General features: G+C 62.0%; 21 protein-coding genes and 1 pseudogene. 10 read left to right on the top strand and 12 right to left on the bottom strand.

Features of this window, described 5'->3' with window-relative positions:
* The first annotated feature begins 120 nt into the window (after positions 1-120).
* From DOM57_RS09925 to DOM57_RS22285, 3 genes are all read left to right on the top strand, one after another.
* Positions 121-912, top strand: coding sequence for a transaldolase family protein (locus DOM57_RS09925; RefSeq protein WP_275425971.1), 792 nt, complete (start codon positions 121-123; stop codon positions 910-912).
* A gap of 102 nt (positions 913-1014) precedes the next feature.
* Positions 1015-1650: a methyl-accepting chemotaxis protein gene (locus DOM57_RS22280; protein WP_275425972.1), complete on the top strand. Its 636-nt coding sequence runs from the start codon at positions 1015-1017 to the stop codon at positions 1648-1650.
* Complete coding sequence (locus DOM57_RS22285; RefSeq protein ID WP_239496173.1) at positions 1631-2080, top strand: hypothetical protein; 450 nt, start codon at positions 1631-1633, stop codon at positions 2078-2080. Before DOM57_RS22280 ends, DOM57_RS22285 begins: the two co-directional genes overlap by 20 nt.
* Before the next feature lie 79 nt (positions 2081-2159).
* On the opposite strand, the gene DOM57_RS09935 is transcribed toward DOM57_RS22285, so the two are convergent.
* Together DOM57_RS09935 and DOM57_RS09940 are read right to left on the bottom strand one after the other, a co-directional pair.
* Complete coding sequence (locus DOM57_RS09935; RefSeq protein WP_338056472.1) at positions 2160-3200, bottom strand: LLM class flavin-dependent oxidoreductase; 1041 nt, start codon at positions 3198-3200, stop codon at positions 2160-2162.
* A 69-nt stretch (positions 3201-3269) separates the two neighbouring features.
* Positions 3270-4325 carry a LacI family DNA-binding transcriptional regulator gene (locus DOM57_RS09940; protein ID WP_110649054.1) on the bottom strand — a complete coding sequence of 352 codons (1056 nt, stop codon included), beginning with the start codon at positions 4323-4325 and terminating at the stop codon, positions 3270-3272.
* A 78-nt stretch (positions 4326-4403) separates the two neighbouring features.
* Here DOM57_RS09940 and iolE (DOM57_RS09945) point away from each other — a divergent pair, with 78 nt between their 5' ends.
* Genes iolE (DOM57_RS09945) through DOM57_RS09960 form a run of 4 tightly spaced genes read left to right on the top strand, consistent with a single transcriptional unit; the run spans position 4404 to position 8737 of the window.
* A complete protein-coding gene (iolE, locus tag DOM57_RS09945; protein ID WP_110649055.1) occupies positions 4404-5327 on the top strand; it encodes a myo-inosose-2 dehydratase in 924 nt (307 codons plus the stop codon).
* A gap of 25 nt (positions 5328-5352) precedes the next feature.
* A complete protein-coding gene (locus DOM57_RS09950) occupies positions 5353-6516 on the top strand; it encodes a Gfo/Idh/MocA family protein (RefSeq protein ID WP_110649056.1) in 1164 nt (387 codons plus the stop codon).
* A 56-nt stretch (positions 6517-6572) separates the two neighbouring features.
* On the top strand, positions 6573-7748 hold the full coding sequence (locus DOM57_RS09955; RefSeq protein WP_110649057.1) for a Gfo/Idh/MocA family protein: 1176 nt from the start codon (positions 6573-6575) through the stop codon (positions 7746-7748).
* A complete protein-coding gene (locus DOM57_RS09960; protein ID WP_110649058.1) occupies positions 7745-8737 on the top strand; it encodes a Gfo/Idh/MocA family oxidoreductase in 993 nt (330 codons plus the stop codon). Before DOM57_RS09955 ends, DOM57_RS09960 begins: the two co-directional genes overlap by 4 nt.
* 40 nt (positions 8738-8777) lie before the next feature.
* Here the strand turns inward: DOM57_RS09960 and DOM57_RS09965 are convergent, their stop codons facing one another.
* Positions 8778-9395 carry a YqaA family protein gene (locus DOM57_RS09965; protein WP_110649059.1) on the bottom strand — a complete coding sequence of 206 codons (618 nt, stop codon included), beginning with the start codon at positions 9393-9395 and terminating at the stop codon, positions 8778-8780.
* Between the two features lie 144 nt (positions 9396-9539).
* Between DOM57_RS09965 and DOM57_RS09970 the strand changes: the two are divergent.
* From DOM57_RS09970 to DOM57_RS09975, 3 genes and pseudogenes are all read left to right on the top strand, one after another.
* Positions 9540-11173, top strand: a pseudogene (locus DOM57_RS09970) (BCCT family transporter).
* A gap of 61 nt (positions 11174-11234) precedes the next feature.
* Positions 11235-11396 carry a hypothetical protein gene (locus DOM57_RS21775; RefSeq protein ID WP_162619504.1) on the top strand — a complete coding sequence of 54 codons (162 nt, stop codon included), beginning with the start codon at positions 11235-11237 and terminating at the stop codon, positions 11394-11396.
* Between the two features lie 82 nt (positions 11397-11478).
* A complete protein-coding gene (locus DOM57_RS09975) occupies positions 11479-12948 on the top strand; it encodes a dihydrolipoyl dehydrogenase (protein WP_110649060.1) in 1470 nt (489 codons plus the stop codon).
* A 1-nt stretch (position 12949) separates the two neighbouring features.
* On the opposite strand, the gene DOM57_RS09980 is transcribed toward DOM57_RS09975, so the two are convergent.
* The 9 genes from DOM57_RS09980 to DOM57_RS10020 form a co-directional block, all read right to left on the bottom strand.
* Positions 12950-14230 carry an MFS transporter gene (locus DOM57_RS09980; RefSeq protein WP_110649061.1) on the bottom strand — a complete coding sequence of 427 codons (1281 nt, stop codon included), beginning with the start codon at positions 14228-14230 and terminating at the stop codon, positions 12950-12952.
* A 178-nt stretch (positions 14231-14408) separates the two neighbouring features.
* Positions 14409-16142 (bottom strand): purine-cytosine permease family protein, encoded by a 1734-nt coding sequence (locus DOM57_RS09985; protein WP_110649062.1) that lies wholly within the window; start codon positions 16140-16142, stop codon positions 14409-14411.
* Between the two features lie 213 nt (positions 16143-16355).
* Positions 16356-16739, bottom strand: a complete 384-nt coding sequence (locus tag DOM57_RS09990; RefSeq protein ID WP_110649063.1) for a tautomerase family protein — start codon at positions 16737-16739, stop codon at positions 16356-16358.
* Positions 16740-16879: 140 nt separating this feature from the next.
* Positions 16880-18382, bottom strand: coding sequence for a CoA-acylating methylmalonate-semialdehyde dehydrogenase (locus DOM57_RS09995; protein WP_110649064.1), 1503 nt, complete (start codon positions 18380-18382; stop codon positions 16880-16882).
* A 23-nt stretch (positions 18383-18405) separates the two neighbouring features.
* Positions 18406-19305, bottom strand: coding sequence for a myo-inosose-2 dehydratase (gene iolE, locus DOM57_RS10000; protein WP_110649065.1), 900 nt, complete (start codon positions 19303-19305; stop codon positions 18406-18408).
* Between the two features lie 52 nt (positions 19306-19357).
* A complete protein-coding gene (iolD, locus tag DOM57_RS10005; RefSeq protein WP_110649066.1) occupies positions 19358-21208 on the bottom strand; it encodes a 3D-(3,5/4)-trihydroxycyclohexane-1,2-dione acylhydrolase (decyclizing) in 1851 nt (616 codons plus the stop codon).
* Complete coding sequence (locus tag DOM57_RS10010; protein ID WP_110649067.1) at positions 21205-23145, bottom strand: bifunctional 5-dehydro-2-deoxygluconokinase/5-dehydro-2-deoxyphosphogluconate aldolase; 1941 nt, start codon at positions 23143-23145, stop codon at positions 21205-21207. The genes iolD and DOM57_RS10010 overlap by 4 nt, the downstream gene beginning before the upstream one ends.
* 320 nt (positions 23146-23465) lie before the next feature.
* Positions 23466-24476: a bifunctional inositol 2-dehydrogenase/D-chiro-inositol 1-dehydrogenase gene (gene iolG, locus DOM57_RS10015; protein WP_110649068.1), complete on the bottom strand. Its 1011-nt coding sequence runs from the start codon at positions 24474-24476 to the stop codon at positions 23466-23468.
* 12 nt (positions 24477-24488) lie between these two features.
* Positions 24489-25391: a sugar phosphate isomerase/epimerase family protein gene (locus tag DOM57_RS10020; RefSeq protein ID WP_110649069.1), complete on the bottom strand. Its 903-nt coding sequence runs from the start codon at positions 25389-25391 to the stop codon at positions 24489-24491.
* Positions 25392-25436: the final 45 nt, after the last annotated feature.

Genomic DNA, 25436 nt, shown 5'->3' on the forward strand with positions numbered 1-25436 from the left:
TCCCGCTTGAACTCGATGGAGAATGAACGACGTTTTCTAGCCATGGATCACCTCTACTTTGATGGCGACGATACCACCTAAATGGGTGTCCGGGTAATCGCAACCTCAGGAGCAATACCCATGCAGATCGCATCATTCATGCAGCGTAAAGGCACCATCATCACGCTGGCCGCACTCTTCGGCGCCCTGGTACTCGCCACCTCCGACGCCTCTTTCGCAGGCGGTGGTGGTACCGAATTCGAAGACGTGCGGCGACTCTCGTTCGACCGCGAGGCCAGCATCGCCAAGGCACATCAGTTGATCGACCTCTACGAGCGTACCGGCATCGGTCGTGACAAGGTGCTGATCAAGCTAGCTTCGACCTGGGAAGGCATTCGTGCTGCCGAGGTACTGGAGCGCGAGGGCATCCAGTGCAACCTGACGCTGCTGTTCAGCGATGCCCAGGCCCGTGCCTGCTTCGATGCCGGGGTCTATCTGATCTCGCCGTTCGTTGGCCGTGTCACCGACTGGTACAAGAAGGAGACCGGCAAGGACTACGCGTCCGAGGAAGACCCCGGCGTACAATTCGTGCGCGGCGTGTGCCGTTATGCCAGCGACTATGCCTACGACACGGTGGTCATGGGCGCGAGCTTCCGCACCACGGGGCAGATCCTCGCGCTGGCCGGCTGCAATCGCCTGACCATCTCGCCGCAACTGCTCGAGGAACTCGCCGCGGCACAGGGTGAGGTCGAGCGCAAGATCAGCGACGTGGGCGAAGCCGCCGAGCGCCTGCCGGCAATGAGCGAAGCCGAATTCCGCTGGGGGCATAACCAGGACGCCATGGCCAACGACAAGCTGGCCGAAGGCATCCGGCGCTTCGATGCCGACCAGGTCTCGCTGGAACAGCGCCTGGCCGAGCGTCTGGGTACGTAAGGAAATGTTTTTTAGGCTATTGGCATGTAACTTGCTGTGGTTCGATACCGCCATGCTCGCTTGAAAGCGATGCGGGGCCTCCCCGATACAGGAGATCGAACCATGCAGGACAACAATATCCTCGGCCTGGCCTACGATATTTCCGAAATGACCCGCGAGAAGGTGGGGCTGATCGAGTCGATCATGCGGCGCACTCAGATACTCGCGCTCAATGCGCGTATCGAGGCGGCTCGGGCTGGTGCAGCTGGGGCTGCCTTCGGTGTCGTCGCCCAGGAAATCGGCGATGTCTCTACCGGCATCAGCGGTATCGCCAGCGATTTCCGCACTCAGGTGGAGCGACACACTGCGCGCATCGAGGAGGCCGGAACCACCATGGAAACCGAATTCCATGGCCAGCGCCTGACGGATCTTGCACTGAATGCCGTGGAAATCATCGACCGCAACCTCTACGAGCGTTCCTGCGACGTACGCTGGTGGGCCACCGACAGCGCTGTGGTCGCCGCTGCACAAATGCCTGATGATGGAGAACGAACCGGCTACGCCGCCTCGCGTCTGGCCACTATCCTGCGTTCTTACACTGTCTATCTTGATCTGTGGATCACCGACCGCCAAGGACGTGTCATCGCCAATGGCCGTCCCGAACGCCGTTGGCACCGACGTCTCGCGCAGTGCCTGGTTCCGTCAGGCCATGCGCACCGCTACCGGAGACGATTTCACCGTGGCCGACATCGCTCGTAATACCCAACTCGACGAAGCCGCCGTGGCCACCTATGCCACGGCCATTCGCGAGGAGGGGCGCTTCGACGGCGAGCTGCTGGGTGTGTTGGGCATCTTCTTCGGCTGGCCCCCCCAGGCCGGCACCGTGGTGTCGGGTGTGGGACTCTCCGACGAGGGGCGCGAGACCAGCCGGGTCATGTTGCTCGATGCCAAGCATCGCATCATTGCCGACTCGCGCAGTGAGGCTACGCTCGGCGAGACCTATCCTCTCGCACCGGAAGCCAGAAAACGGGGCTATGACATCTACGACGATCGTATCGTCGCCTTTGCCGAAACGCCGGGTTACGAGACCTACGCTGGCCTGGGCTGGTACGGCGTCATCGAGTACCGGCTCAAGGCGTCTGCGGGCGCGCCCCGGCGGCGGGAGTCTGCCAAGCTAGCTGCACTATGATGGTGCTGATCATTTATCAATGAACGACCTGCTCTTCATCGGCGCCTGAAAAGGCGCCGATGTTCTGCAAAACCACTGCTTACCCTTTCCAAATATCGGCCAGAATCTCGAAGGAGCGCAGACGGTCAGCCTGGGCATAGACCTCGGTAGCGACCATCAATTCGTCAGCGCCGGTCTGCTCGAGGAAACGCTCCAGGCCGTCACGTACCGTCTGCGGCCCGCCGATCACCGCCGCGCCGAGGTTCTGGTTGACCATGGCCTGCTCCTGCGGTGACCAGTCAAGCTGTTCGACCGGTGGCAGGGCGCGAGTGCTGCGGCCTCGGATCAGGTTAAGGAACTTCTGCTGGGCGGTGGTCGCCAGGAAACGCGCCTGCTCGTCGCTGTCGGCGGCGATCAGCGGCATGCCGACCATCGCGTAGGGCTTGTTCAGCACCGCGGAGGGGCGGAACTGCTCGCGATACAGGCGTAGCGCCTCGAACAGATAGCCGGGCGCGAACTGCGCGGCAAAGGCGAAGGGCAGGCCCAGGCGTGCGGCGAGCTGGGCGCTGTAGCCACTCGAGCCGAGCAGCCAGATCGGTACATGCGTCCCTTGGCCAGGCATGGCACGTACGCGCTGGTGGAGCGCCGGATCGCCCAGGTAGCGGCGCAGCTCGTCGAGCTGATCGGGGAAGTCATTCACGCCGGAGCGCGGATCGCGACGCATCGCCGCCATGGTAGCACCGTCGGAGCCCGGCGCACGGCCCAGCCCCAGATCGATGCGCCCGGGATAGAGCGTTTCCAGCGTGCCGAATTGCTCGGCGATTACCAGTGGCGGATGGTTGGGCAGCATGATCCCGCCGGCACCCACGCGAATGCGCTGGGTGGCACCGGCAACATGCCCGATCAGCACTGCGGTAGCGGCGTTGGCGATGCCGTCGATGTTGTGATGCTCGGCCAACAGTAGCGCTGGAAGCCCAGCGCCTCGACATGCCGGGCCAGTTCGACGGTGTTGGCGAAGGTCTCGGCGACGTCGCCGCCCTGACGGATCGGCGCCAGGTCGAGGACGGATAACGGTGTGGAAGCGAGTCGGCGCATGGGGCCTCCTGAACGATGAGTGGGACGTGGTCGTTAGCGTCCTCAGTAGCCGTCAAGATGGCGATGCCCTACGGAAATCTCAAGTCGAATTGCCGACTAATGTCGTGCTGACAGGCTAGACATTTTCCGGAGTGAAGATATCAATGGGTAGTATGATTCGCTTCGACGCGCCTGGTTGCGTGTCCATGTCGCTATCCAGGGAGGCCAGCAAGGCCGCCACTGCCCGTTCGGCCAGTTCGCGACGAGGCAAGGACAGTACCAGGTCGACCGTGCCATCAATCAGGGCAGCTCGTGTGGTTGCTGTCAGATCGTGGCAGATCGTCACCAGGCCTGGGCGCGGAGATTCGCGTAGGACATCGATGACCCCTTCGATACCGCCACCCGCCACGTAAAGGCCACCGAGAGTCGCCTCGCTATCGAGCAGGCGACGCAAGGCCTGTGCCGCCACGGCCGGATCCTCTCCGGTAAAAATTGGCTCGATCACCGAAAACTGTGGTGCTCGCTCACGCAAGTAGCCCCGAAAGCCGGTCTCGTGCAGCTCCTGGCTGACATAGCGATGGCTGCCGGTAATGATGCCCAGCGGCCCATGCGTGGCCATGCGGGACATCGCCCAGGCTGCCGTACGACCTACCTTGCGACAATCATGACCGACGTAGCCAGCACAGCCGCTGTCGGCCGCCAGGTCCGTGACCAGGGCGAACACCGGCACGCCCTGATCGCGTAACTGGCCGATGGTCTGCGCCACCACGGGATGGTCGGTCGACACTACGCCGATGGCATCCACCGTGGCGCCGAGTCGAGCCAGGGCGGCAGCCACCCTGTCGGGCTCTAGGATCTCGAGATATTCGACGATAGGGGTGACATGCATGTCACGATAGCTTCTTGATGCATCTATCAAGGCGTCGGCCAGTACCCGGTAAACCGCCGTGGTACGCTTTTGCAGTACGAAACCCAGCCTCTTTGAAGGGCGTTGCGGTACTCGCGAGGGATCCTCGCTGATGGGCATGAGTCTTTGATAGCCGAGTGTTTCTGCGGCCTTGCGGACTTTTTCAGCGGTCTGGGGGCGCACATTGGCGCGCCCGCTGAGTACACGGTCCACAGTAGCCACCCCGACGCCGGCAGCCTTGGCGACATCGACCATGGTAGGGGTGGACGGCGTGTTTTCGGTCATGGATGCTCACCTTTAATGATAGATAAATCATTGTATCTATCAAATCTATCAAAAGGAATCGTGACCGGAGATAGTAGCATGACGCAGACCTTGACAGCGCGGCTGGACGCGCATGACCTCAGCTTGGGAATCAATCCGCTGGGCTGGACCAACGATGTCATCCAGGAATTCGGCGACAACACTTCCGTCGAGACGTTTCTCGATGAGGCGGCCTCATGCGGTTATCAAGGGGTCGAGATGGGCCGCAAGTTCCCCCGTGAGGTCAACGTGCTCAAGCCGCTGCTGGGCAATTACGGGCTGCGACTGGCCAGTGGCTGGTATTCCGGTTTCGTGGCCGAGCGCGACGTGGCTGATGAGCTCGATGCCGTGGCCGAACATGCCGAGTTGCTGGCGGCCTGTGGCGCCCGGGTCATGGTCTACGGCGAGTGTGGCCGAATGCCGGGAAGCGCCCCATTGGACGAGCCCCTATCGAAGACACCGAGCCTGAACGGCGAGGAATGGGCAGCTTATGGCGAGCGTCTGACCCGGTTCGCCGAAGCGCTGCGTTCACGCCACGGCATTGCGATCGCCTACCACGCCCACTTGATGATGCTGGCCGAGAGCGAAGCGGAGATCGATGCATTGATGGCCAACAGCGGCGAAGCCGTGGGGCTGCTGTTCGACACCGGTCATGTGGTGGCTGGGGGCGGTGACATGAGCGCGCTGTTGCAACGCCATGGCGCGCGGATCAACCACCTGCACCTCAAGGATATCCGTCGCGAGGTCATGGCCCACGTGCGTAGTCAAGACGCCAGCTTCAACCAGGGCGTGCGTGATGGCATGTTCACCGTGCCCGGTGATGGCTACCTGGACTTCGCACCCGTGCTCGAATTTGCCCTGTCGCCGGCCTATCGCGGTTGGTTGATCGTCGAGGCCGAACAGGACCCGCAGAAGGCCCCATCGCGCCAGATGGCCGAGGCGGCCTGGGCACATGTCGACCGGCAACTGGCCCGTCTGGGCTGATTTTTCCCTGCAAGGAGGCTTCATCATGGCTCGTACACTCAATATCGGCTTGATCGGCAGCGGCTTCATGGGGCAGGCACATGCCGACGCCTATCATCGCGTCCGGCTACTGTATCGCGACCTCCCGCTGACCCTTCGCCTGTACGCTATCGCTGACCAAGGCGAGACGGCGGCCGAAGCAGCACGCGAGCGGCTTGGCTTCGAAAAGGGCTATGGCGACTGGCGGCAACTGGTGGCCGATCCCCAAGTAGACGTAGTGGACATCACCTCACCTAATGCCTTGCACTTTGACATGGCGATGCTGGCCATCGAACACGGCAAGCATGTCTATTGCGAGAAGCCACTGGCAATGAACGACGACCAGGCGAGTGCCATGCATGAAGCGGCGGAAAAGCGTGGCGTCAAGACGATGGTGGCGTTCAACAATATCAAGACCCCGGCGGCGCTACTTGCCAAGCAACTGATCGACGCCGGCGAGATCGGCCGGCCGATTCGCTTTCGCGGCACCTTCGACCAAGGCTTCTTCAACGACCCCAACCTGCCGTGGTCCTGGCGCTGTTCTCGTGAGGGGGCCGGCACCGGTGCGCTGGGCGATCTGGGGGCGCACGTGATCAGCGTCGCGCAGTTTCTGATGGGCGATATCAGCGAGGTCAATTGCCAGGCCCAGACCCAGATCACCGAGCGGCCAGTACCTTCGAGCGATGCTGGCTACGCCAGCCAGGTCGAGGCCGACGCCGAGATGCGCCGGGTCGAGAATGAGGACCAGACCCAATCGTTGGTTCGTTTCGCCTCGGGGGCAGCCGGGGTGATCGAGAGTTCGCGCTTGGCCGCCGGGCGGGTGTTCGGCATCTATTGGGAAGTCTCGGGCACCGAGGGCACGCTCTACATGGACGGCGAGCGCTTCAATGAGCTGCAGGTGTTCCGTTTCAACGACGACAAGCGCGACCGTGGTTTCAAGACACTGTTCGCTGGCTCACAGATACCGGCCTATGGCGCCTTCTTCGGCTTTGACTTCGGTGGCGGCGGGCTCGGTTTCTTCGATGTCAAGGTGATCGAGATTTATGACCTGATCCATGGCATTGCCGGCAAGACGGGCTGTTATCCGGACTTCGCCTTCGGACGACGCAACCAGCGCATCATCACGGCCATGGACGAATCGGCGCACTCCAGCCAGTGGGTGCGCGTCTGAGTGCCGGACCGGCACATGTCTTTTCCCTGTGTCTCGCAGCAACGGAATACACAACGATGACAGCCAACAGAATTCGTATTGGCATGGTCGGTGGTGGCCCCGGATCGGGGATTGCCGGCGTCCATCGCATGGGCATGCGCCTGGATGATCGTTTCATGCTGGTCGCCGGCGCCTTTTCACGCTCCCTGGACAAGTCCCGGCAGACGGCCGCCGAACTGGGCGTCGATGAAGAGCGTACCTACGCAGACTATCAGCAGATGGCGCGCGAAGAGGCATCGCGCGACGATGGCATCGAAGTAGTGTCCATCGTCACACCGAACAGCAGTCACTACCCGGTGGCCCGCGCCTTTCTTGAGCAGGGCATTCACGTAGTCTGCGACAAGCCGATGACAGGCAGCCTGGAAGAAGCCGAAGCCTTGCATGCACTGGCGGATAGCCAAGGATGCTTCTTTGCCTTGACGCACAACTACAGCGCCTACGCCATGGTTCGCCATGCGGTTCAGTTGGTGCGGGACGGTGCCTTGGGCAAGCTGCGCATCGTCATGGTCGAGCATGCCTCGGGATGGGCCGCAGACAACGTCGAGCGCGACCTCGACAACAAGCAGGCAGCCTGGCGTCTCGACCCCAAGCAGTCCGGGGAGGCCAGCCTGGTCTTCGATCTGGGCACCCACGCGCACCAGTTGATGCGGTTTGTCAGCGGGCTCGAGGTGGAGGAGGTTGCCGCCGAGATGCAGACCTGCGTGCCCGGTCGGCGTGTCTTCGACGATGCTCATGTCCAGTTGCGTCTGTCCGGCGGCGTGCGTGGTTCGCTCTGGGCGAGCATGGCGGCGACCGGTCACGAGCACGGTCTTCGCATCCGCGTGTTTGGCGATAAGGCCTCGCTGGAATGGCATCAGATGGACCCGCACTATCTGTCCGTGAATTATCCCGGTGGCCGTCGCGAAACCCTCGTTCAGGGACATAGTGGCATGAGCGACGCCCAGGCCCGGTTAACGCGTGTCGGGCTTGGCCATCCCGAAGGATTCATCGAGTCGTTTGCCAACCTCTACAGCGATGTGGCCGAGGTCATCGGGCGCTATCGCAAAGAGGGGCTGAACCGGTATGAAGACATTCCGCTGCCTACCACTCGCGATGGCCTGCTGGGTGTGAAATTCGTAATGGCTGTCAGCGAATCGCACCGTCAACAGGGGCGCTGGGTCACAGTTGATCCCTACCAGGAGATACCTTCATGAGAAGTTTTGCTCTGCTTGGCGCCGGCTTCATCGGCAACGTGCATGCCCCTAACCTGTTCGATCACCCGCGAGTGGACTTTACGCTAGTTGCCGACACCGATAGCCAGAGGGCTCGGGACGTCGCCGAGCGCTATGGTGCTCGCGCGGCGACTATCGATGAGATATTCGCGGCCGATATCGACGCCATTCTGATCGCCTCGTCGAGCGATACCCATGCCCACTATGTCGAGCGTGCAGCGGCGGCCGGCAAGGCCATCTTCTGCGAGAAGCCGGTCGATCTCGAGACGTCGCGTGCCACCCAGGCCATCGAGGCCGTCCAGCGAGCCGGGGTGCCGATGATGATTGGCTTCAACCGGCGCTTCGATGCCAGTCACGCTGCATTGGCCGGGGCCTATCGGCGTGGCGAATTGGGTCGGGCCGAGATCGTGCAGATGACCTGTCGCTCCCAGGCCATGCCGCCACTGGACTATCTCAAGGTGTCCGGCGGACAGATGCATGACCAGGCCATCCATTTCTTCGACCTGCTGTGCTGGCTCACCGACGATGTGCCGGTGGAAATCCATGTATTGGGGGATGCACTGAGCGATCCGCAGGTCGCCAAGATCGGCGATATCGACACCTTGATCGTCTCGCTGCGCATGGCCTCTGGGACGCTGGCGCAGCTCGACTGCACGCGGCGTACCGGCTACGGCTACGACGAGCGCATCGAGATCTTTGGCGCCGAGGGGATGGCCGAATCGCGGCGTCAGCCCTACCGGCACCTGACGATCGCCAAGGGGAATCAGTGCGTTAGCGATGGGTTTCACGAGAGCTGGTTCGAACGGATCAAACCGACGTTCTATGCCGGCCTCGATGCATTCGTGCAGGCCCTGCATGGCGAGACGGATGACTATCCAGACGAAACGGCGGCACTGCGTGCCCAGCGAATCGCCGATGCCGCACTACACGCCCTGAAGCGTGGCGCACCGGTGACGCTGGAATGGCCCTGAACGTGGTGGTCTGGAGGCAGCGGACAAGCATCCAGGCCCATCATCCCGACGTTCCACTGCTAGGCCAGAAGCTCACGCCGACCCATACCGCAAACAGCACGACCAACCCGATCCCGACCGGTTTCGAGTGTCGCTGCCAGATGCGCATTGCCGCATCGCCGAAGATCTTCACCAGGATCGCCAGCCCGAAATAGCGAACGCTCCGCGCCATGACCGACGCCAGCAGGAACAGGAAGAAAGGATAATCGCTGGCACCCGCCGCCAGCATGGCGATCTGGAAGGGCACGGGGACCACGGCGATGGCGGCAATGGCCATGAAGCCATTCTGGTTGAAACGTGTCTGGAAATCGGAATATGCCGCCTGTCCGCCAAATAGCTGGATCAGCGTATCGCCCCACTGGTTCATGGCCAGGTTGCCCAGCCAGTAGCCGATCGAGGCGGCCGCGAGATTGCCGGCCAGGGCAACGGCGGCGATGCGCCATTTCTTCTCGGGGTGGCACAACATCCACGGGATCAGAATGACCTCGATGGGGATCGGAATGATCAGAGTTTCCATCATCGAGGCCAAGAACAACAGCCTATAAGCGTGGCGCGACTCGGCCAGCTTGTTCAGCCAGGCCGTGGTCGAGGTTAATGAGGTAAAGGCTGGTAACGGCATGAAGGAAAAATGTATCCGTATTGCCTAGGATTTGCCTAACGTTTGTGAAGCTCGCATGCTAACAGCAGAAGAAGCGGGAACCGATATGAATCGAAAGTAGACGATATGCTCGCTTGAAGCGATAACTGGAAGAGGGATCTCTCCATGGCCAACTTTGGACGGCACCGTGTCTTTACTATTTTGGCATGCATCATTCTTGCGCTGGTGGCTGTAGGTGCCGCGTTTCCGCAGCAGTTCGGCGATGCAGCGGATGCGGCACTAGGCATCATTGGGCGCTACTTTGGCTGGTTCTACCTATTTTCCGTGTTCGGATTCGTGCTTTTCCTGTTCGTGCTGGCGTTCAGCAAGTACGGCAAGATCCGCCTGGGGCCACAGGACAGCACTCCCTCGTACTCCTTCTTCTCCTGGGTCGCCATGTTGCTGGCGGCCGGCTTCGGGATCGGGCTGGTGTTCTACGGCATGGCCGAACCGGTGACCCACTACCTGCACCCGCCGTATGGCGACGTGGAGCCGGAAACCGCAGAGTCGGCGCGCTATGCCATCCAGTACAGTTTTTTCAACTGGGGAATACATCAGTGGGCCGCGTTCTCGGTGGTGGGACTGGTCATCGCCTACTTCCAGTTCCGCAAGGGGCAGGCCGGCCTGGTCTCCTCGGTACTCGCCCCGGTCACCGCCAAATATCCCAAGTCACGCCGGTATGTGCCGGCCCTGGATGTCTTCGCCGTGGTCGCCACGTCATGGGGGTCGCCACCTCGATCGGCCTGGCCGTGCTGCAGATCAACGGCGGTCTCAACGCCGTGTTCGGTGTCGAGCAGAACGTGTTCTGGAAGTTCGCCATCATGGGGGCGATGTTCGTCTGCTATATGGCGTCGACCTGGTCGGGGCTCGACAAGAGCATCAAGCGCCTGTCCAACCTCAACCTGACGTTGTGCTTTGCGTTGATGTTTTACGTGCTGTTCACCGGGCCGACCCTGGCGATCCTGGAGACCATCACGCTGGGCATCGGCGACTACCTACAAAATTTCATCGGCATGAGCCTACGGTTCTCACCGTATAGCGACAATACCTGGGCTAACGACTGGACGATCTTCTACTGGGCCTGGGTCATCGCCTGGTCGCCGTTCGTGGGCACCTTCGTGGCGCGCGTCTCGCGCGGGCGCACCATCAAGGAGTATGTGTTCGGGGTACTGATCGTGCCGCCCTTGCTGGCCTGTCTATGGATCGGCGTGTTCGGGGGCGCGGCGATCAACATGGAGTTGACCCAGGACGTAGGGCTGGCCCAGGCCACCGACGAGAACATCACCGTGGCGCTGTTCCGGATGTTCGAGCTGATGCCGTTCTCCAGTGTGCTGTCGGTGGTCGGCCTGCTGCTGATCTTCGTGTTCCTGGTGACCTCGGCGGACTCGGCGACCTATATCGTGGCGCAGATGACCGATGGTGGCTCGATCAACCTGCCGTTGTTCAAGCGTATCGCCTGGGGGCTGCTGATTGCGGCGATCTACCTGACACTGATCATCGCCGGGGGGCTGAAAGGCCTGCAGTCGGCGGCGGTGCTCTCAGCGCTGCCATTCACGTTCATCATCTTCGGCATGATGTTCGTGCTGATCAACGAGCTACGTGCTGACCGCAAGGCAATGCTGACCTCGCTCTATCGCAAGCACGGCGAAACGCCGGTCGGAGCGGATGCCTTCGAGGCCGAATTGTTGTCCGAGGAGGATCGCTACCGTCGCGCGCCCAATGTGGTCAACCGGCGCACATCAACACATGAACCGCAATAGTGATAAACGCATGGGCTAGCGCATAATAAGGCTTTAGTGGAGGAGAGGGCGGAGCGCCGTCATGCAATCATCCATCAAATCTTCGAGTCGGCATCGGCGGGGCGCGACACGACGCCAGGTGGCGCCTGCCGACCGCTGGCTCAATCGCCTGCTCGACATCGCCGTGGTTACCGCGCTGGTGGTAGGTGGTGTTGCCTTGATCATCAGCCTGGTCATGGACTAGCCCGCCTGGTCGCATCAACGTGGCTTGGGTGAAACGTCTTTCGAACTGCTACGGTGAGTAGTGGCCGGCAGGGAGAAATGCTATGCAGGAGTGCAACGTCGACGTCGCCATCATCGGTGCGGGAAGTGCCGGACTGAGCGCCTACCGTGCCGCCAAGAAACACACACCCTCCGTCCTCCTCATCGAAGGAGGCGATTACGGCACCACCTGTGCACGTACTGGCTGCATGCCCAGCAAAGTGTTGATTTCCGCTGCCAAGGCGATTCACGATGCCCGGCATGTCGGGCCATTCGGCGCGCATATCGACCATGGTGTCATCATCGATCGACATGCCGTGATGCAACGGATACGCGATGAGCGCGACGCCTTCATCGCCACGATTCTCGACTCGATCAAGGGCTTTCCCGCCGCCGACAAGTTGCGCGGTCAGGCCCGCATCGAGGATGCCAACAGCCTGATTATCTCTGGCCATACCCGGGTACGATTCTCACGAGCCATCATTGCCACCGGCTCCTCACCGCACATTCCCGAGCCGCTGCAGGGTGCCGGCAAGCGGATCCTGACCAGCGATACACTGTTCGATCTGGCGGCGCTGCCCGAATCGGTTGCCGTGTTCGGGCCCGGCATCGTCGGGCTGGAATTGGGCCAGGCTCTGGCGCGTCTTGACGTGCGCGTTCGTATGTTCGGGCGTAGCGGCGGTGTGGGCGGCCTGCAGGACGAGGCTCTGCGCTCGGCGGCCGTGTGCCTGTTCAACGAGGAGTTTTACCTTGACCCCGAAGCGGAGACCCACGACATCCAGGGCGATGATGCTGGAGTCAGCGTGACGTTTACCGAACGCGACAGTGGCGAACGATTGACCGAGCGCTTCGATTATCTGCTGGCTGCCACCGGACGACGCCCCAACCTCAGCGAACTGGCGCTGAAGAATGTAGGTATCGAAACTGACGACAAGGGCACGCCCATCTTCGATCGCCACACTCTGCAGTGCCATGACTCTCGGAGCAGGCCAAACCATATTTTTATTGTCGGTGATGCCGATCATGCCGAGCCGCTGTTGCATGAGGCCACCGACGAGGGGCGTATCGCTGGGGACAACGCCGGGCGTTTTCCTGACCTGCGGGCCGGCTACCGGCGCGTCCCCTTGACCATTGTCTTCTGCGAACCGCAGATTGCCAGCGTGGGCCGCAACCGCCCCGAAATCGAGAAGACCCATGTGCTGGGTCAGGATTACGCAATTGGCGAGTTGAACTTCGAAAACCAAGGGCGTGCCAGGGTCATGCGCCAGAATCGCGGTTGGCTGCACCTTTACGGCGAGTACGGCACCGGCCTGTTCCTAGGCGCCGAACTCGTCGCACCGCAGGCCGAGCATCTCGGGCACTTGCTGGCCTGGGCCTGCCAGCAGTGCATGACCGTGCGCCAAATGCTCGATATGCCGTTCTATCATCCTACCCTTGAGGAAGGCGTAAGAACGGCTCTACGCGACCTTGGCGCCAAGCTCTTGCTTGAGCCGGCGATGGTCGATCAATGCACCGAATGCGGCCCGGGCGCCTGACTCAAGCCGTGGCCTCCCGGGCCGGTAATTCCTGTGTGGCATCCTCGAAGCGGTTGACCTGACGCAGCGACGCGAACAGACGCGTCCACAGCCCGACGACGGCAAGGGTGCCGATTCCTCCGATGAGCGCTGCCGGTACGGCGCCGAACCAGGCCGCGCTGGTGCCGGCACGGAACTCGCCGAGTTCATTGCTCGAACCGATGAACAGCATGTTGACGGCATTGACGCGGCCGCGCATCTCGTCAGGCGTGGCGAGTTGGATCAGGGTAATACGCACGTTGACGCTGATCATATCGGCGGCACCGGCGACCAAGAGGGCCAGCCACGATACCCAAAACACCGTCGATAATGCGAAGATCAGGTTGGCGAGGCCGAAGATCGCCACCGCCACGAACATGACCCAGCCCACATTGCGCTTGAGCTCGCGTACGCCGAGATAAAGCCCCATCAGTAGCGCACCGACGGCGATGGCGCTACGTAGTGCGCCCAGCCCCTCCGGGCCGACATGCAGGACCTCCTGAGCGTAGATCGGCAACAGGGCGATCACGCCACCCAGTAGGACGGCAAACAGATCCAATGAAATAGCACCGAGAATAATGGGTTTGTTGCGTATGTAGGCGATACCCGCCGTGAAGCGCTTCCAGGCCGTGGTTTCCTGGGGACAGGCTTCTTTGCGGAAACGCACCGGCACCGTGGTCAGCAGTGCCAGGCCGAGCAGGAAACAGCCCAGGCACACGGCGTAGGTCAGGCTGCCGCCGTAAGCATAGAGAATGCCGCCGAGCAGCGGCCCGCCGATTACGGCAATCTTCATGATCGAGCTGTTCAGGGCGATGGCGCGGGCAAGCTGGTCGCGGGGCACGATATGTGGCAGCAGGCTTTGCAGTGTCGGGCCCGTGAAAGCGCGTGCGCAGCCGAACAGGGCGAGTACGGCATAGAAGCCGGTCACATCACTCGAGGCCGTATACGACAGCCACAGCAGCAGGGCACTGCACAGCGCCTGTACGGCCCAACTGATGATGAGGATATGCTTGCGGTTGAAGCGGTCGACCAGGTCGCCCGCCGGCAGCAGCAGTACGACCATGGGCAGAAACTGGGCAAGACCGACATAGGCCAGCGACAGCGGGTCGCGGGTAATGTCATAGACCTGCCAGGCCACGACCACCGCCTGGATCTGCATGGCGAATACCGCGGCCAGGCGCGACAGCAGGAAAGAGAAGAAAGCGAGGGGAATGCGCGTCTGCTGTGAAGCGTTATCGGAACGGGGTGTGGAGTCGCTGGGCATGAAAACCACCGGTGAGAGTGAACCTGTCGATTCTAAGCTTACTGGCAGTAAAGGCCATCGTTGCTAATAGGTAATAAGCTAATTATTAGAGGCTGGCCTTATGGAAAAAGAGTGTTGTCTTGATTGAAAGATGGGGAAGGGCAAGGCGTCGCCCGCCACCGGCAGGCGACGAAGTGGCTCATCTAGTCTGCTTTGCCAAGTGTGGGGCAGCATGCGCCTCCCGGGCGCGCGGCTTGCGGCGGCCTTTCATCCAGGCGGTAGCCGCAATGAAATAGAGCAGTGTGGGCAGGACAATCAGACTCTGAAAAGTATCCAGGTGAGCCACGGCGTTATTGGTGGTTCCGCCCCAGGCAGCCAGGCCCAGGATGGTCACCAGGCAGATCACGGCGATGGCGTACCAGGGGCTGCGGCGATTGACGGGCTGGTAGCCGGCGGGAGGCGCTTCTGTGGAGCCGCGTTCGAGTACCGGGCCGTAAGCGGCTTCATAAGGGTTGTTGGCGTCGTTGCCTCTAGCGGCACCGGCAAGACGGCACATCAGCGGATAGCCAAGGAAGCTGACCAGCCAGACCGGGATAAACAGGGCGAACAGATGGATGGCATTGAGTGACAGCAGCATGATCCCCACAGCGATACCGAGTCCCCACGCGGCGAAGGCGGGCAGGTTACTGTTGCGTCCTTGCTGCTCACGCCAGAAGGGGCGGATGCCCAGGCGCGGCAGGAGAAAATGCTCGGCAGCGATGATCGCACCGACCGGCGCGATGAGCATGATGAAATAGGACAGCACGTTCAGCCACTGAGTAAACACGAACGGGAAACAGGCGATCACCGTCGTCACGGCGCCGGTGGCAACGGTGACCTGGACACGCGAGAAACGGTCGAACACGGCCTGGAAGGCCAGGCCGGCGCGGTACAGGCTGGGAATGGACGTCGTCCAGCCGGCGACTACCACGGCGATCAGCCCCATGGCACCGAGGATGCGGAATGCAACGCCGCCCGGATCCATCTCGACCAGCGAGGACTTCGCCAGCAGGGCGGCCGTCGCTCCCATCAGGCCGGCGCAGATCCAGGCCATGAAATGGCCGATGTACATGCCGGCAGCGGAGAAGTAGCCGTAGCTTGACTTGCGCGCGAAGCGCAGAATGCTCATGTCGCTCATGCCTAGGTGCATCGGCAGGTTGGCACCCCAGGCCCAGGCGGCGATGACCCAGACGGAGATTCCGGCGGCGCCGTCAGGCGTAGTGCCGGTCCACACGAAGGTGTCGAGGACGCCACCGAGCGAGGTAATGCCATCGAGCTGGCCGGTATGCAGCAGCACGGGCACGGTGACAATACCGCTGGCCAGAAACATCGTGGCCATCCACGGTGAACACACCGTCGAGAAGTTGGCGATCAGCTTGAAGCCCTTGATCGTCATCCATACGGTGATGGCCCCGACGAACAGGGCCAGTGCCACGAAGCTGAGGCTTTGAGGATACCAGGCGGTCTGTGGGGGAATGTCGGTCATTACACGGAAGGCCGAGGCCGATACCGTGACCATGGCACCGGAGACCACCGCAAAGATCAGGCCGTTGAGCAGGTTGTAAACGGTCGAGAAGTGCTTGCCAGCCAGCCGCTCCAGATACCAGTAGATGGTCATGCGCGAGCGGGTGGCGATAGGGCTGCACACCCAGGCCCATGACAGTACGGCGAACAAGTTGCCGATCAGCAGGCCCCAGATCAGGTCGCTGGTGCTGACGCCCAGGGCGACCAGCGAGGCGCCAATCACGAACTCGGTGCCGGCAACGTGCTCGCCGGCATAGGCGCCGAGAAAGTAGGTACCACTCAGTTGCTTGTTGGCGGGAATGCGCTGACGCTCGAATTCGCCGCTATCACCGGAGGCGGCAACTTTCCTTGTGCTTGAAGTCGATGTCATGTTGTTTTCCTCCCCGGGCCGTTGTTGCCAGGCCGCGATGGGCGATGATGTCTTTGAAGGCGTTGTTTGAATCTATATGCCGCTACTGAAACGTTCAAACCATTTATTCTATACTTTGGTGTAAACGGAATTTTTGTTCCAGACGCAGGGCAGCCCCGTCCAGACGCGGCAATGCCGGTCCTGCGGGGCGCCAAGGTTAAAGGAAGAAGGGGGTTAGCTGGCTTGCTGCTGGGCGACGAGGAACTGCGCCTCGCCATGGCCGAATGACCAGTCGGCGTCGGCGTTCTCTGTGATCACGATCATGATGCAGGCGGGATCGATATCGGCACGCTTGGCCAAGTCATCGACTACGCGCCGATAGAACGCCTGCTTGGCCTGGCTGGCGCGACCGGCGCGCATGGTCAGTTGCAGGACCACTGAATCGCGGTGGCGATTCTGCAATTCGATCTGCTCAGCCGGCAGGGCCTGGATCAATTGGTAGCGATCGTCCGGAGGAAAGTCCAGTGTATCGATCACTGCCGCGTTGACGATGTCGGCGACTTTCTTGCGCCATAGAACCGGGCGGTGGTCGGGGACGGAAATGGTCACGAGCGGCATGACATAGCCTCCTGGGTTAAAGCAGCGGCGCAGGGCGCCAGGAGCACAGCGCACAAAACCGCAGCATGGTGGGACTATGCGAGGGTTTTGAGCACTGTGCGACACGCGACCTGCCCGCGCAGGGAGTTAGGCAGTGCTTTTTAGTGGGTGGGCATCGTGAAATGGTTTGTCTCTTCCCGTATCCCGCTGGGCCAACGCTGCGTTATCGTCTTCATGCGCGTATAGAAGCGCACTCCGTCGCTGCCATGCATGTGCAGCGGACCGAATAGCGAACGCTTCCAGCCGCCAAAGCTATGGAAGGCCATGGGTACCGGGATCGGCACGTTGACGCCGACCATGCCCACTTGGATCTGCTCGCAGTATTGGCGTGCGGCATCGCCATCACGAGTGAATATCGCGGTACCGTTACCGAACTCATGAGCGTTGATCATCGCCACGGCTTCGTCGAAGCTGTTCGCCCGGGCAATGGCCAGTACCGGCCCGAAGATCTCCTCTGCATGGATGCGCATGCCCGGCTTGACGTGATCGAACAGCGTGCCGCCGATGAAGTAACCGTTGCCAGCGCCATCGACGACCGTCTCGCGACCATCGACGACCAGTTCCGCGCCTTCTTCGATGCCAGTGGCGATATAGCCCTTGACCTTCTCCAGGTGATCGCCAGTGATCAGAGGCCCCATGTCATTGTCGGGACCATCGACCAGGCCGGGGCCGACACGCAGGGTATCGAGTTTCTCAACTAGTTTGCTACGCAGGCGTCTGGCGGTTTCCTCACCGACCGGCACGGCCACTGAGATCGCCATGCAGCGCTCGCCCGCCGAACCGTAGGCCGCGCCCATCAGAGCATTTACTGCCTGATCGAGGTCGCCGTCGGGCATGATCACCATGTGATTCTTGGCGCCGCCCAAGGCCTGGACGCGCTTGCCATGGCTGGAGGCCGTGGCATAGATATATTCGGCGATCGGGGTGGAGCCGACGAAGCTTACCGCCTGCACGCGCTCGTCGGTGAGCAGCACGTCAACGGCTTCCTTGTCACCATTGACCACGTTGAACACGCCATCGGGCAGGCCGGCCTCGCTGAGCAGCTCGGCCAGGCGCATCGGCGTGGATGGGTCCTTTTCCGAGGGCTTCATGACGAAGGTATTGCCGCAGGCCAGGGCGATGGGGAACATCCACATCGGCACCATCGCCGGGAAGTTGAACGGCGAGATGCCGGCACACACACCCAGCGGCTGCATCATCGAGAAGCTGTCGACGCCGGTACCGACGTTCATGGAATGTTCGCCCTTCTGCAGGTGCGGGATACCGCAGGCAAACTCGACGACTTCCAGGCCGCGAGTCAGCTCGCCCTTGGCATCGGAGAACACCTTGCCGTGCTCGCTGGAAATCAGGCGTGCGATCTCGTCGGCGTGCTGTTCGACCAGCGCCTTGAACTTGAACAGAATACGCGCGCGCTTGAGGGCGGACATCTTCGACCACGTGGCGAAGGCCTGGTCGGCGCTGGCAATGGCCTCGCGGGTCTCGTCGGCGGAGGCCAGGGCAACCTGGGCGCTCTGCTCGCCGGTGGCGGGGTTGTAGACCGGGGCGAAGCGTTCGCTGCGGCCGGCCACGGTCGTGCCGTTGAGATAGTGGTGTATCTGGTTCATGTGATAGCCCTTTGACTCGTCAGTTACTTCGCGATGGTGAAGCCCGCCTGCTCGGCCAGCGAACGCAGGTTGTCATGTCCCATGCGGGCATAGGTGAGGGGGTGAGCAACCTGCGGATCCTGCTCGGCCTCGACGACCAGCCAGCCCTCGTAGCCCGCTTCGCTGAGGTGCTGGAGCGTGGGTAGGAAGTCCACATTGCCATCGCCGGGAACGGTGAACAGCCCATCGAGTACCCCGTTGAGGAAGCTCTTGTCGCGATTGCGCACATCATCGAGGACCGGGAATCGGATGTCCTTGCAGTGCACGTGCTTGATGCGTGAGGTGTAACGCTTGGCAATAGCTAGCGGGTTGCCGCCGGCACCTACCAGATGGCCCAGGTCGAGGAGCAGGCCCACCGAGTCGCGAGTATTGTCCATCAGACGTTCCACATTGGCCTGGCTTTCCACCACCGTGCCGAGATGGTGGTGGTAGGCCATGTGAACGCCCTGTTCCTTGAGGTAGTCACCGACAATGTCGAGCCCCTCGGTGAGGCGCTGCCATTCGGCATCGCTGAGGTGCGGGCGCTGCGACAGCGGGTGTGACTGGTTGCCGTGCACGCAGTGGGTCACCTCGCAGAACACCATGACCTTGGCGCCGCACTCCTTGAGCAGCGTCAGGTGGTCCTTGACCGCCTCGATCTCCTCCTCGGGGCTGCGCTCCAGCAACTGGCTGGAGTACCAGCCGGAGACCAGCGACAGATCATGGTCGCCGAGGACCTTCGACAGGGCCTCGGGGGTGCGCGGGAACTTGTGGCCCAGCTCGAAGCCGCTGAAACCGGCCTCGCGTCCCTCGGACAGGCAGGCCTCGAGTGGCGTGTCACCCCCCAGGCTGGGCAGGTCGTCGTTGGTCCAGGTGAGGGGATTGATACCCAGTCTTACGCTCATGGCGAACTCCCGAAAAAGGCTATTGTTGGTGATTCGATCATTGAGAGAGTCGTTACATGTTCTGCCACTGGCGGGCCTTGTAGGATTCGTAGCGCCGGCGCGCTTCCTCGACTTCAGAGCGTTCGGAGACCTCGGCCACTGCCACGTCCCACCAGGCGCCGCCCTCATCAGTGCCCACCAGCGGATCGGTGTCCAGGCTGATGACGTAGCTGACCGGTGACGCCTTGGCCCGCTCGAGGGCCGCTTCCAGCTCCTGGATGTTGCCGACATGCTCGGCGCGTGCACCAAGTGCTATGGCGTGGGCGGCGAAATCGGTCTTCGGCGCGCCCTGCTCGACGCTCAGGCAATCATCGAGCAGGTTGTTGAAGCCAGGACCGCCACAAGCCTGCTGCAGGCGATGGATACAGCCGTAGCCACGATTGTCGAGCACTACGGCGATGATCTTGTGGCCCAGCATCACCGAGGTGGCGATCTCCGAGTTGAGCATCAGGTAGGAGCCGTCGCCGACCATCACGAACACTTCCGAGTCGGGCTTGGCCATCTTGGTGCCCAGGCCACCGGCCAGCTCGTAGCCCATGCACGAATAGCCATACTCCATGTGGTAGCCACGTGCGTAGCGGGTACGCCACAGCTTCTGCAGCTCGCCAGGCAGCCCACCGGCGGCGCACACCACAATGTCACGCTCGCCGGCGGCACGGTTGACGGCGCCCACCACCTCGGCATCGGTGGGTAGGTCGGTGCCGCGGTCGGTGGTGGCAATGTCGACGGCCTTGTTCCACTCGCTGCGCAGCTTGGCGGCACGTTCGATCCATTCACCGTCGGGTTGCCAGCCAGCCAGGCCATCGGTGAGTTCGGGGAGGGTCAGGCGGGCGTCTCCAACCAGGGGCTGAGCCTTGTGCTTGACGGCATCGAACGAGGCAACGTTGAGACACAACAACTTGGCCTCGGGATTGATCATCGCCCGCGATCCGGACGCGAAGTCGCCCAGGCGCGTACCCACGGCGATGATCAGGTCGGCCTCGGCGGCCAGGGTGTTGGTGGACGACGCGCCGGTGACGCCGATGGTGCCCATGTTCTGCTCATGGTCCCAGGGGAGCGCCCCTTTGCCGGCCTGGGTTTCGCCTACCGGCAGGTGGTAGGCGGAGACCAGCGCATCGAGTGCCTCGCGGGCATCGGCGTAATGTACGCCGCCACCGGCGACGACGAGGGGCTTGCGTGCCTGCTTGATCAGCTTGATGGCGTGGGCCAATTCGTCACGGTCGGCTGCCTGGCGGCGTGGTCGATGGACCTTCTCGTCGAAGAAGTGCACCGGGTAATCAAACGCCATGGTCTGCACGTCCTGCGGCATGGCCAGGGTGACCGGACCGCATTCGACAGGGTCGGTCAGAACGCGGATCGCCTGGGGCAGCGAGGTGAGTAGCTGCTCGGGGCGGGTGATGCGATCGAAGAAACGGCTGACTGGTTTGAAGCAGTCGTTGGTGGTCAGCGTATGATCATGGAAGTTCTCGATCTGTTGCAGGACCGGGTCCGGCAGGCGCGTGGCGAAGGTATCCCCGGGCAGGAACAGCACCGGCAGCCGGTTGACGTGCGCTACCGCGGCGGCAGTCACCATGTTGGTCGAGCCGGGACCGGCGGAGGCGGTGCAGGCCATCATCTGGCGACGGACGAGTGTCTTGGTATAGGCGATAGCGGCATGCGCCATGCCCTGCTCGTTATGGGCGCGGTAGGTCGGCAATTGGTCGCGGGCGTGATAGAGCGCCTCGCCCAGCCCGGCAACGTTGCCGTGGCCGAAGATCGCCCAGCAGCCCGCGAACAGTGGCTTGATCTCGCCGTCGATGTCGACTTTCTGGGCCGTCAGGTAGCGGATGACGGCCTGTGCCATGGTCAGACGAACGGTATTCATGACAGGACTTCCTCTGCATTGGGCTGGGTGGAACGCAGCCGCTGCCATTCCTGGATCAGCTCGGCATAGTTGCCGGCGACTCTATCGATGAGCTGGTTGTCGTCGAGGGTGCCGGCCAGCCAGTCGCGGCTGGGCGCGGCGAACAGGGTGCGACCCACGGTGAATCCCTTGCACTGGCCATGGCGTGCGGCGACAGCGAAGCCACGCTTCATGTCTTCCATAGGGGCGTCCAGTCCCAGCAACACCACACCACGACAGTGCGGGTCCTGCTCGTCGATGGCCCGATTCACCGCCTGCCAGCCCGCATCGGTAAGCGTCGGCAGCTTCCACCAGTCGGGGCGAATGCCCAGGTTGTAGAGCCGCGTCAGCGAGCGGGCCAGGGTCTGGTCGTCCACCTCGGCCTGATTGGGCGGAATCACTTCGATCAATAGCTCCAGGTGGTTGACACAGGCGGCCTGGTAGAGCTGGCGCAGGCGAGCTTCCTGCTCGAGACGCAGGGCCAGCGGATCGTCCGGGTGGTAGAACACCAGACACTTGATGATGTGCTCGGCCGGCCAATAGCGGAACTGACTGCCCAGGTCGTTGCCATGCTGAAAGCGAAGCGGACGCGAGCTGGGCAGCTCGACGGGGCGGCCGATCCACCAGTGCTTGCCGGTGGCATCGTTGAGGGCATCCTGGCCGAACACGTCATCGACCAGGATGGCCGGAGTTTTCAAACCGGTACGCCGGGCGCCTTCCTCGGCAGCCCTTACCAGCAGTTGCTTGAGATGGGGGATGCGGGCCGGATCGGCCTTGACCTCGCGGGCCATGTCGGTGAGCTGGCGGCGATGGTCGAAGGCCAGCCCGCACACCTGTGGCCACTCGACGGGCACGCGGGTGGTGACCCGGTGCAGGTGGTTGAGCCGCTCGTCCCGGTCGGGACGCTTCACCGAGGCGCGGCGACCCAGATAGTCGAACAGTTCTTCCTCGGTGGGCATGGCCGGCGCACAGCCGTGGCGCGATACGACCAGCGCGCCGCAGGCGTTGGCGTAGGCAGCGCTGGTGGCCCACGCCTCGCCGCGCAGCCAGCCACGCAACAGGCCGCTCATGAAGGCATCGCCGGCGCCAAGCACGTTGAGTACCTCGACCTTGACGCCCTCGACCAGAATCCCGTCCTCGATGCGCTCTGGGATCTTGTCCTCGAACACCACGCAACCCAGGGCGCCGAGCTTGCAGACCAGCGTGGCATCGCTGATCTTGCGTACGTTGCGCAGTGCCTCGAGTGTGTCGATGCTCCCGCCGGCGATATGGAATTCCTCTTCGGTGCCGACAATCAGATCGAAGTCTCTGAGCCAGCTCTGAAGATGTTGGGTGACCTGGTCATCGGCAATGAAGCGGGTCTCGCCGTCGCCGGGGTTAGTCAGTCCCCACAGCACCGGGCGGTAATCGATATCCAGCACCCGCTTCACGCCATGTTGTGCTGCGGCGTCGAGCGCCTTGCGGCAGGCTTTCTGGGTGGTTTCGGTGGACAGGTGGGTTCCGGTGATCACCAGGGCCTGAGCACGGGCAATGAAGTCGGGGTCGATGGCGTCGGCATCGATGGCCATGTCGGCGCAGTCGCGGCGGTAAAACAGCAGGGGAAAGCTGTCGCGGTCCTTGAGCGCCAGGAGAACCAGGCCGGTATGCCGCTCCGGGTCGGTCTGCAGGGCACTGGTATCGACACCGGCGCGCTCGAGTTCCTCGCGCACGAAGTTGCCCATCTGCTCGTTGCCGACCCGGGACAGCATGGCCGACTTGAGCCCCAGTCTCGCGGTACCGTAGGCCATGTTGCCGGAACTGCCGCCCAGGTACTTGGCGAAGCTGGAGACATCCTCCAGACGGCTGCCGATCTGTTCGGAATACAGGTCTACGGCGACCCTACCCAGGCAAATCAGGTCCAATGACTTGGTCTTGTTCATAGCGTTTTCCTACGTGAGGCCGTCACCGTGTGCCTGCGCGAACGTTCACGTTGTTATCAGGTGCTGCCGGCCAGTAAGGGTGTAGTCACGTCAGTCGAATCGTTAGAAACAACATAGAATTTAAATTTCAATATTTCAAATAATAGAACAAAAATTCCTTTCCCGTTTCGAGCGCCTCCATCAAGGCCCAAAGTCAGCCTTTCACGCACTGCGTGGCAAAGCAGTACTGGGAGCCATGGCATGCCTGTTCGAGGCATCCTTGCCTCGTGCCGGCCCGTTCTACCAGTGGCGGGATGGGCCGGTTTTTTCCTTGAGCAGTGTCAGGCGTAGAAGGCGGGACGATCGGGCATCTCGATGCTTTCGATCTGTCCGCTCTCCTGCGCCTTGACGCAGGCATCGCTGGCAATGGCTGCGGCGTAGCCATCCCAGGACGACGGGCCGTCGACCGTGCCGTTGGCGACCCCATCGATGAAGGCCTGAAGTTCGACGTCGAAGGCATCGCCGAAACGTTTCTTCCAGTCCTGCAGGACTTCGTTGGAATGCTGTCCGGCCTGTCGGAAGGTCAGGCTCTGTGGCTCGGGCAGGTGGGCAATACCCTCTTCGCCGATCACGTCGCACTGGATGTCGTAGCCGTACTGGCAGTTGACGAAGACTTCGACGTCGATGCGCACGCCCTGGATGGTCTCGAGCAGTACGATCTGTGGATCCTCGACCTTGCTGTGGGCGTGGCGCGTCTTGCGCGGGAAAACGACCTGGGCGGTGGCGTAGTCGTCGTCGAGCAGCCAGCGGAAGGTGTCCAGCTCATGGATCAGGGTGTCGTGGATCGCCATGGGCGTGACGTAGCGCTCGGGGACCGTCGGGTTGCGGTGGGCCGCGTGAATCATCAGCGGCTCGCCGAGGCGATTGGCGTCGATGGCCTCCTTCATCAACTGATAGCCGCTGTCGTAACGGCGCATGAAGCCCACCTGGACCCGGCGCTGACCACCCTCGATCTCGGCATCGATGATGTTGCGACAACCCTGTGCAGTGGTAGCCAGGGGCTTTTCGCAGAAGACGTACTTGCCGGCCTGGATGGCGGCGAGTACATATTCTTCGTGAGTGCCGCCCCATGACGTCACCATGACGGCATCGACGTCGTCGGCCTGGATCAGCTCCAGGCCGCTATCGTAGACCCGGGCGTCCAGACCGAGGCGGTCAACGACTGCGCGCGCCTGATCGGCATTGACGTCGCTGACGGCAACGATGCGCCCGTCGGTGAGGGATTGGGTGATGCGCCGCGCATGCTCTTCGCCGATCATGCCGGTACCGATGATGCCAATGCTGACAGTCATGATGATTCCTCGTTATTTCCAGTATTTATCGACATAGCGCTGGATTTCCTCGCGCATGAAGCGCGAGGACTGCTCGGCGCGTTCTTCCCAGGCGAAGACGCAGGCGGTCATGATGCCGTCGAAGCCGACATCGGCGAGTGTCTTGAAGAACAGGTCCCAGTCCACTTCGCCTTCACCGATATTCAGGTGCTGATGGACGCGAGCGGTGGAGCCGGGGGGATTGATGATGTAGCGCAGCCCCGATGAGGCCTTGTGATTGAAGGTATCGGCGACGTGCACGTGGGCCAGTACCGGCGCACAGTCGCGGATCATCTGTTCCATGTCGTCGCCGAAGTGGAAGGTATGCGGCGCGCAGTAAAGGAACTTGACATTGTTCGAGTTGACCGTGCGAATCATGTCCACGGCCGGGTGTAGTGTCTCGACGAAATCGTCGGGGTGGGGCTCGACATTGAGCTGGATGCCTTCGCGTTCGAGGATCGGCACTAGTTCCTCCATGGAGCGCCACCAGGAAGCCTCGCTCGACTCAGTGGTCGCGCCGCCTTGGCAGCAGCTCGAACAGCTGCCGCGCTCGGGGTGCGGGCCACGTCCGAACTCGGAGTTCATGGTATCCACGCCCAGTTCCACGGCGATCTCGATGGCTTTCTTCCAGTACTTCACTGCCGCCTGACGCTCGTCCTCGTGGGGGCTGGCCCAGCGGTACATGGGCAGTAGAGAGGAGAGCTGGACATCATGATTCCTGAGTGATTTCTTGAAGGACTGCAGGCGCTCGGGGTAGACGCGAGGATGCACGAACCAGTCGAGAAAATCGGCGCGAGGCGACAGTTCGATGTACTCGTAGCCCAACTCGGCTGCCAGACGTGGCAGATCGTCGAGTGGCACGTGGCGGTGCATGAACGGATCCAGGGTGATTTTCATGCGTTGCTCCTTCATGATGTTGGGTGTTTTGTTCGTGATGTCGGT

It is taken from the genome of Salinicola peritrichatus (assembly GCF_003206715.1).
Lineage (GTDB): Bacteria > Pseudomonadota > Gammaproteobacteria > Pseudomonadales > Halomonadaceae > Salinicola > Salinicola peritrichatus.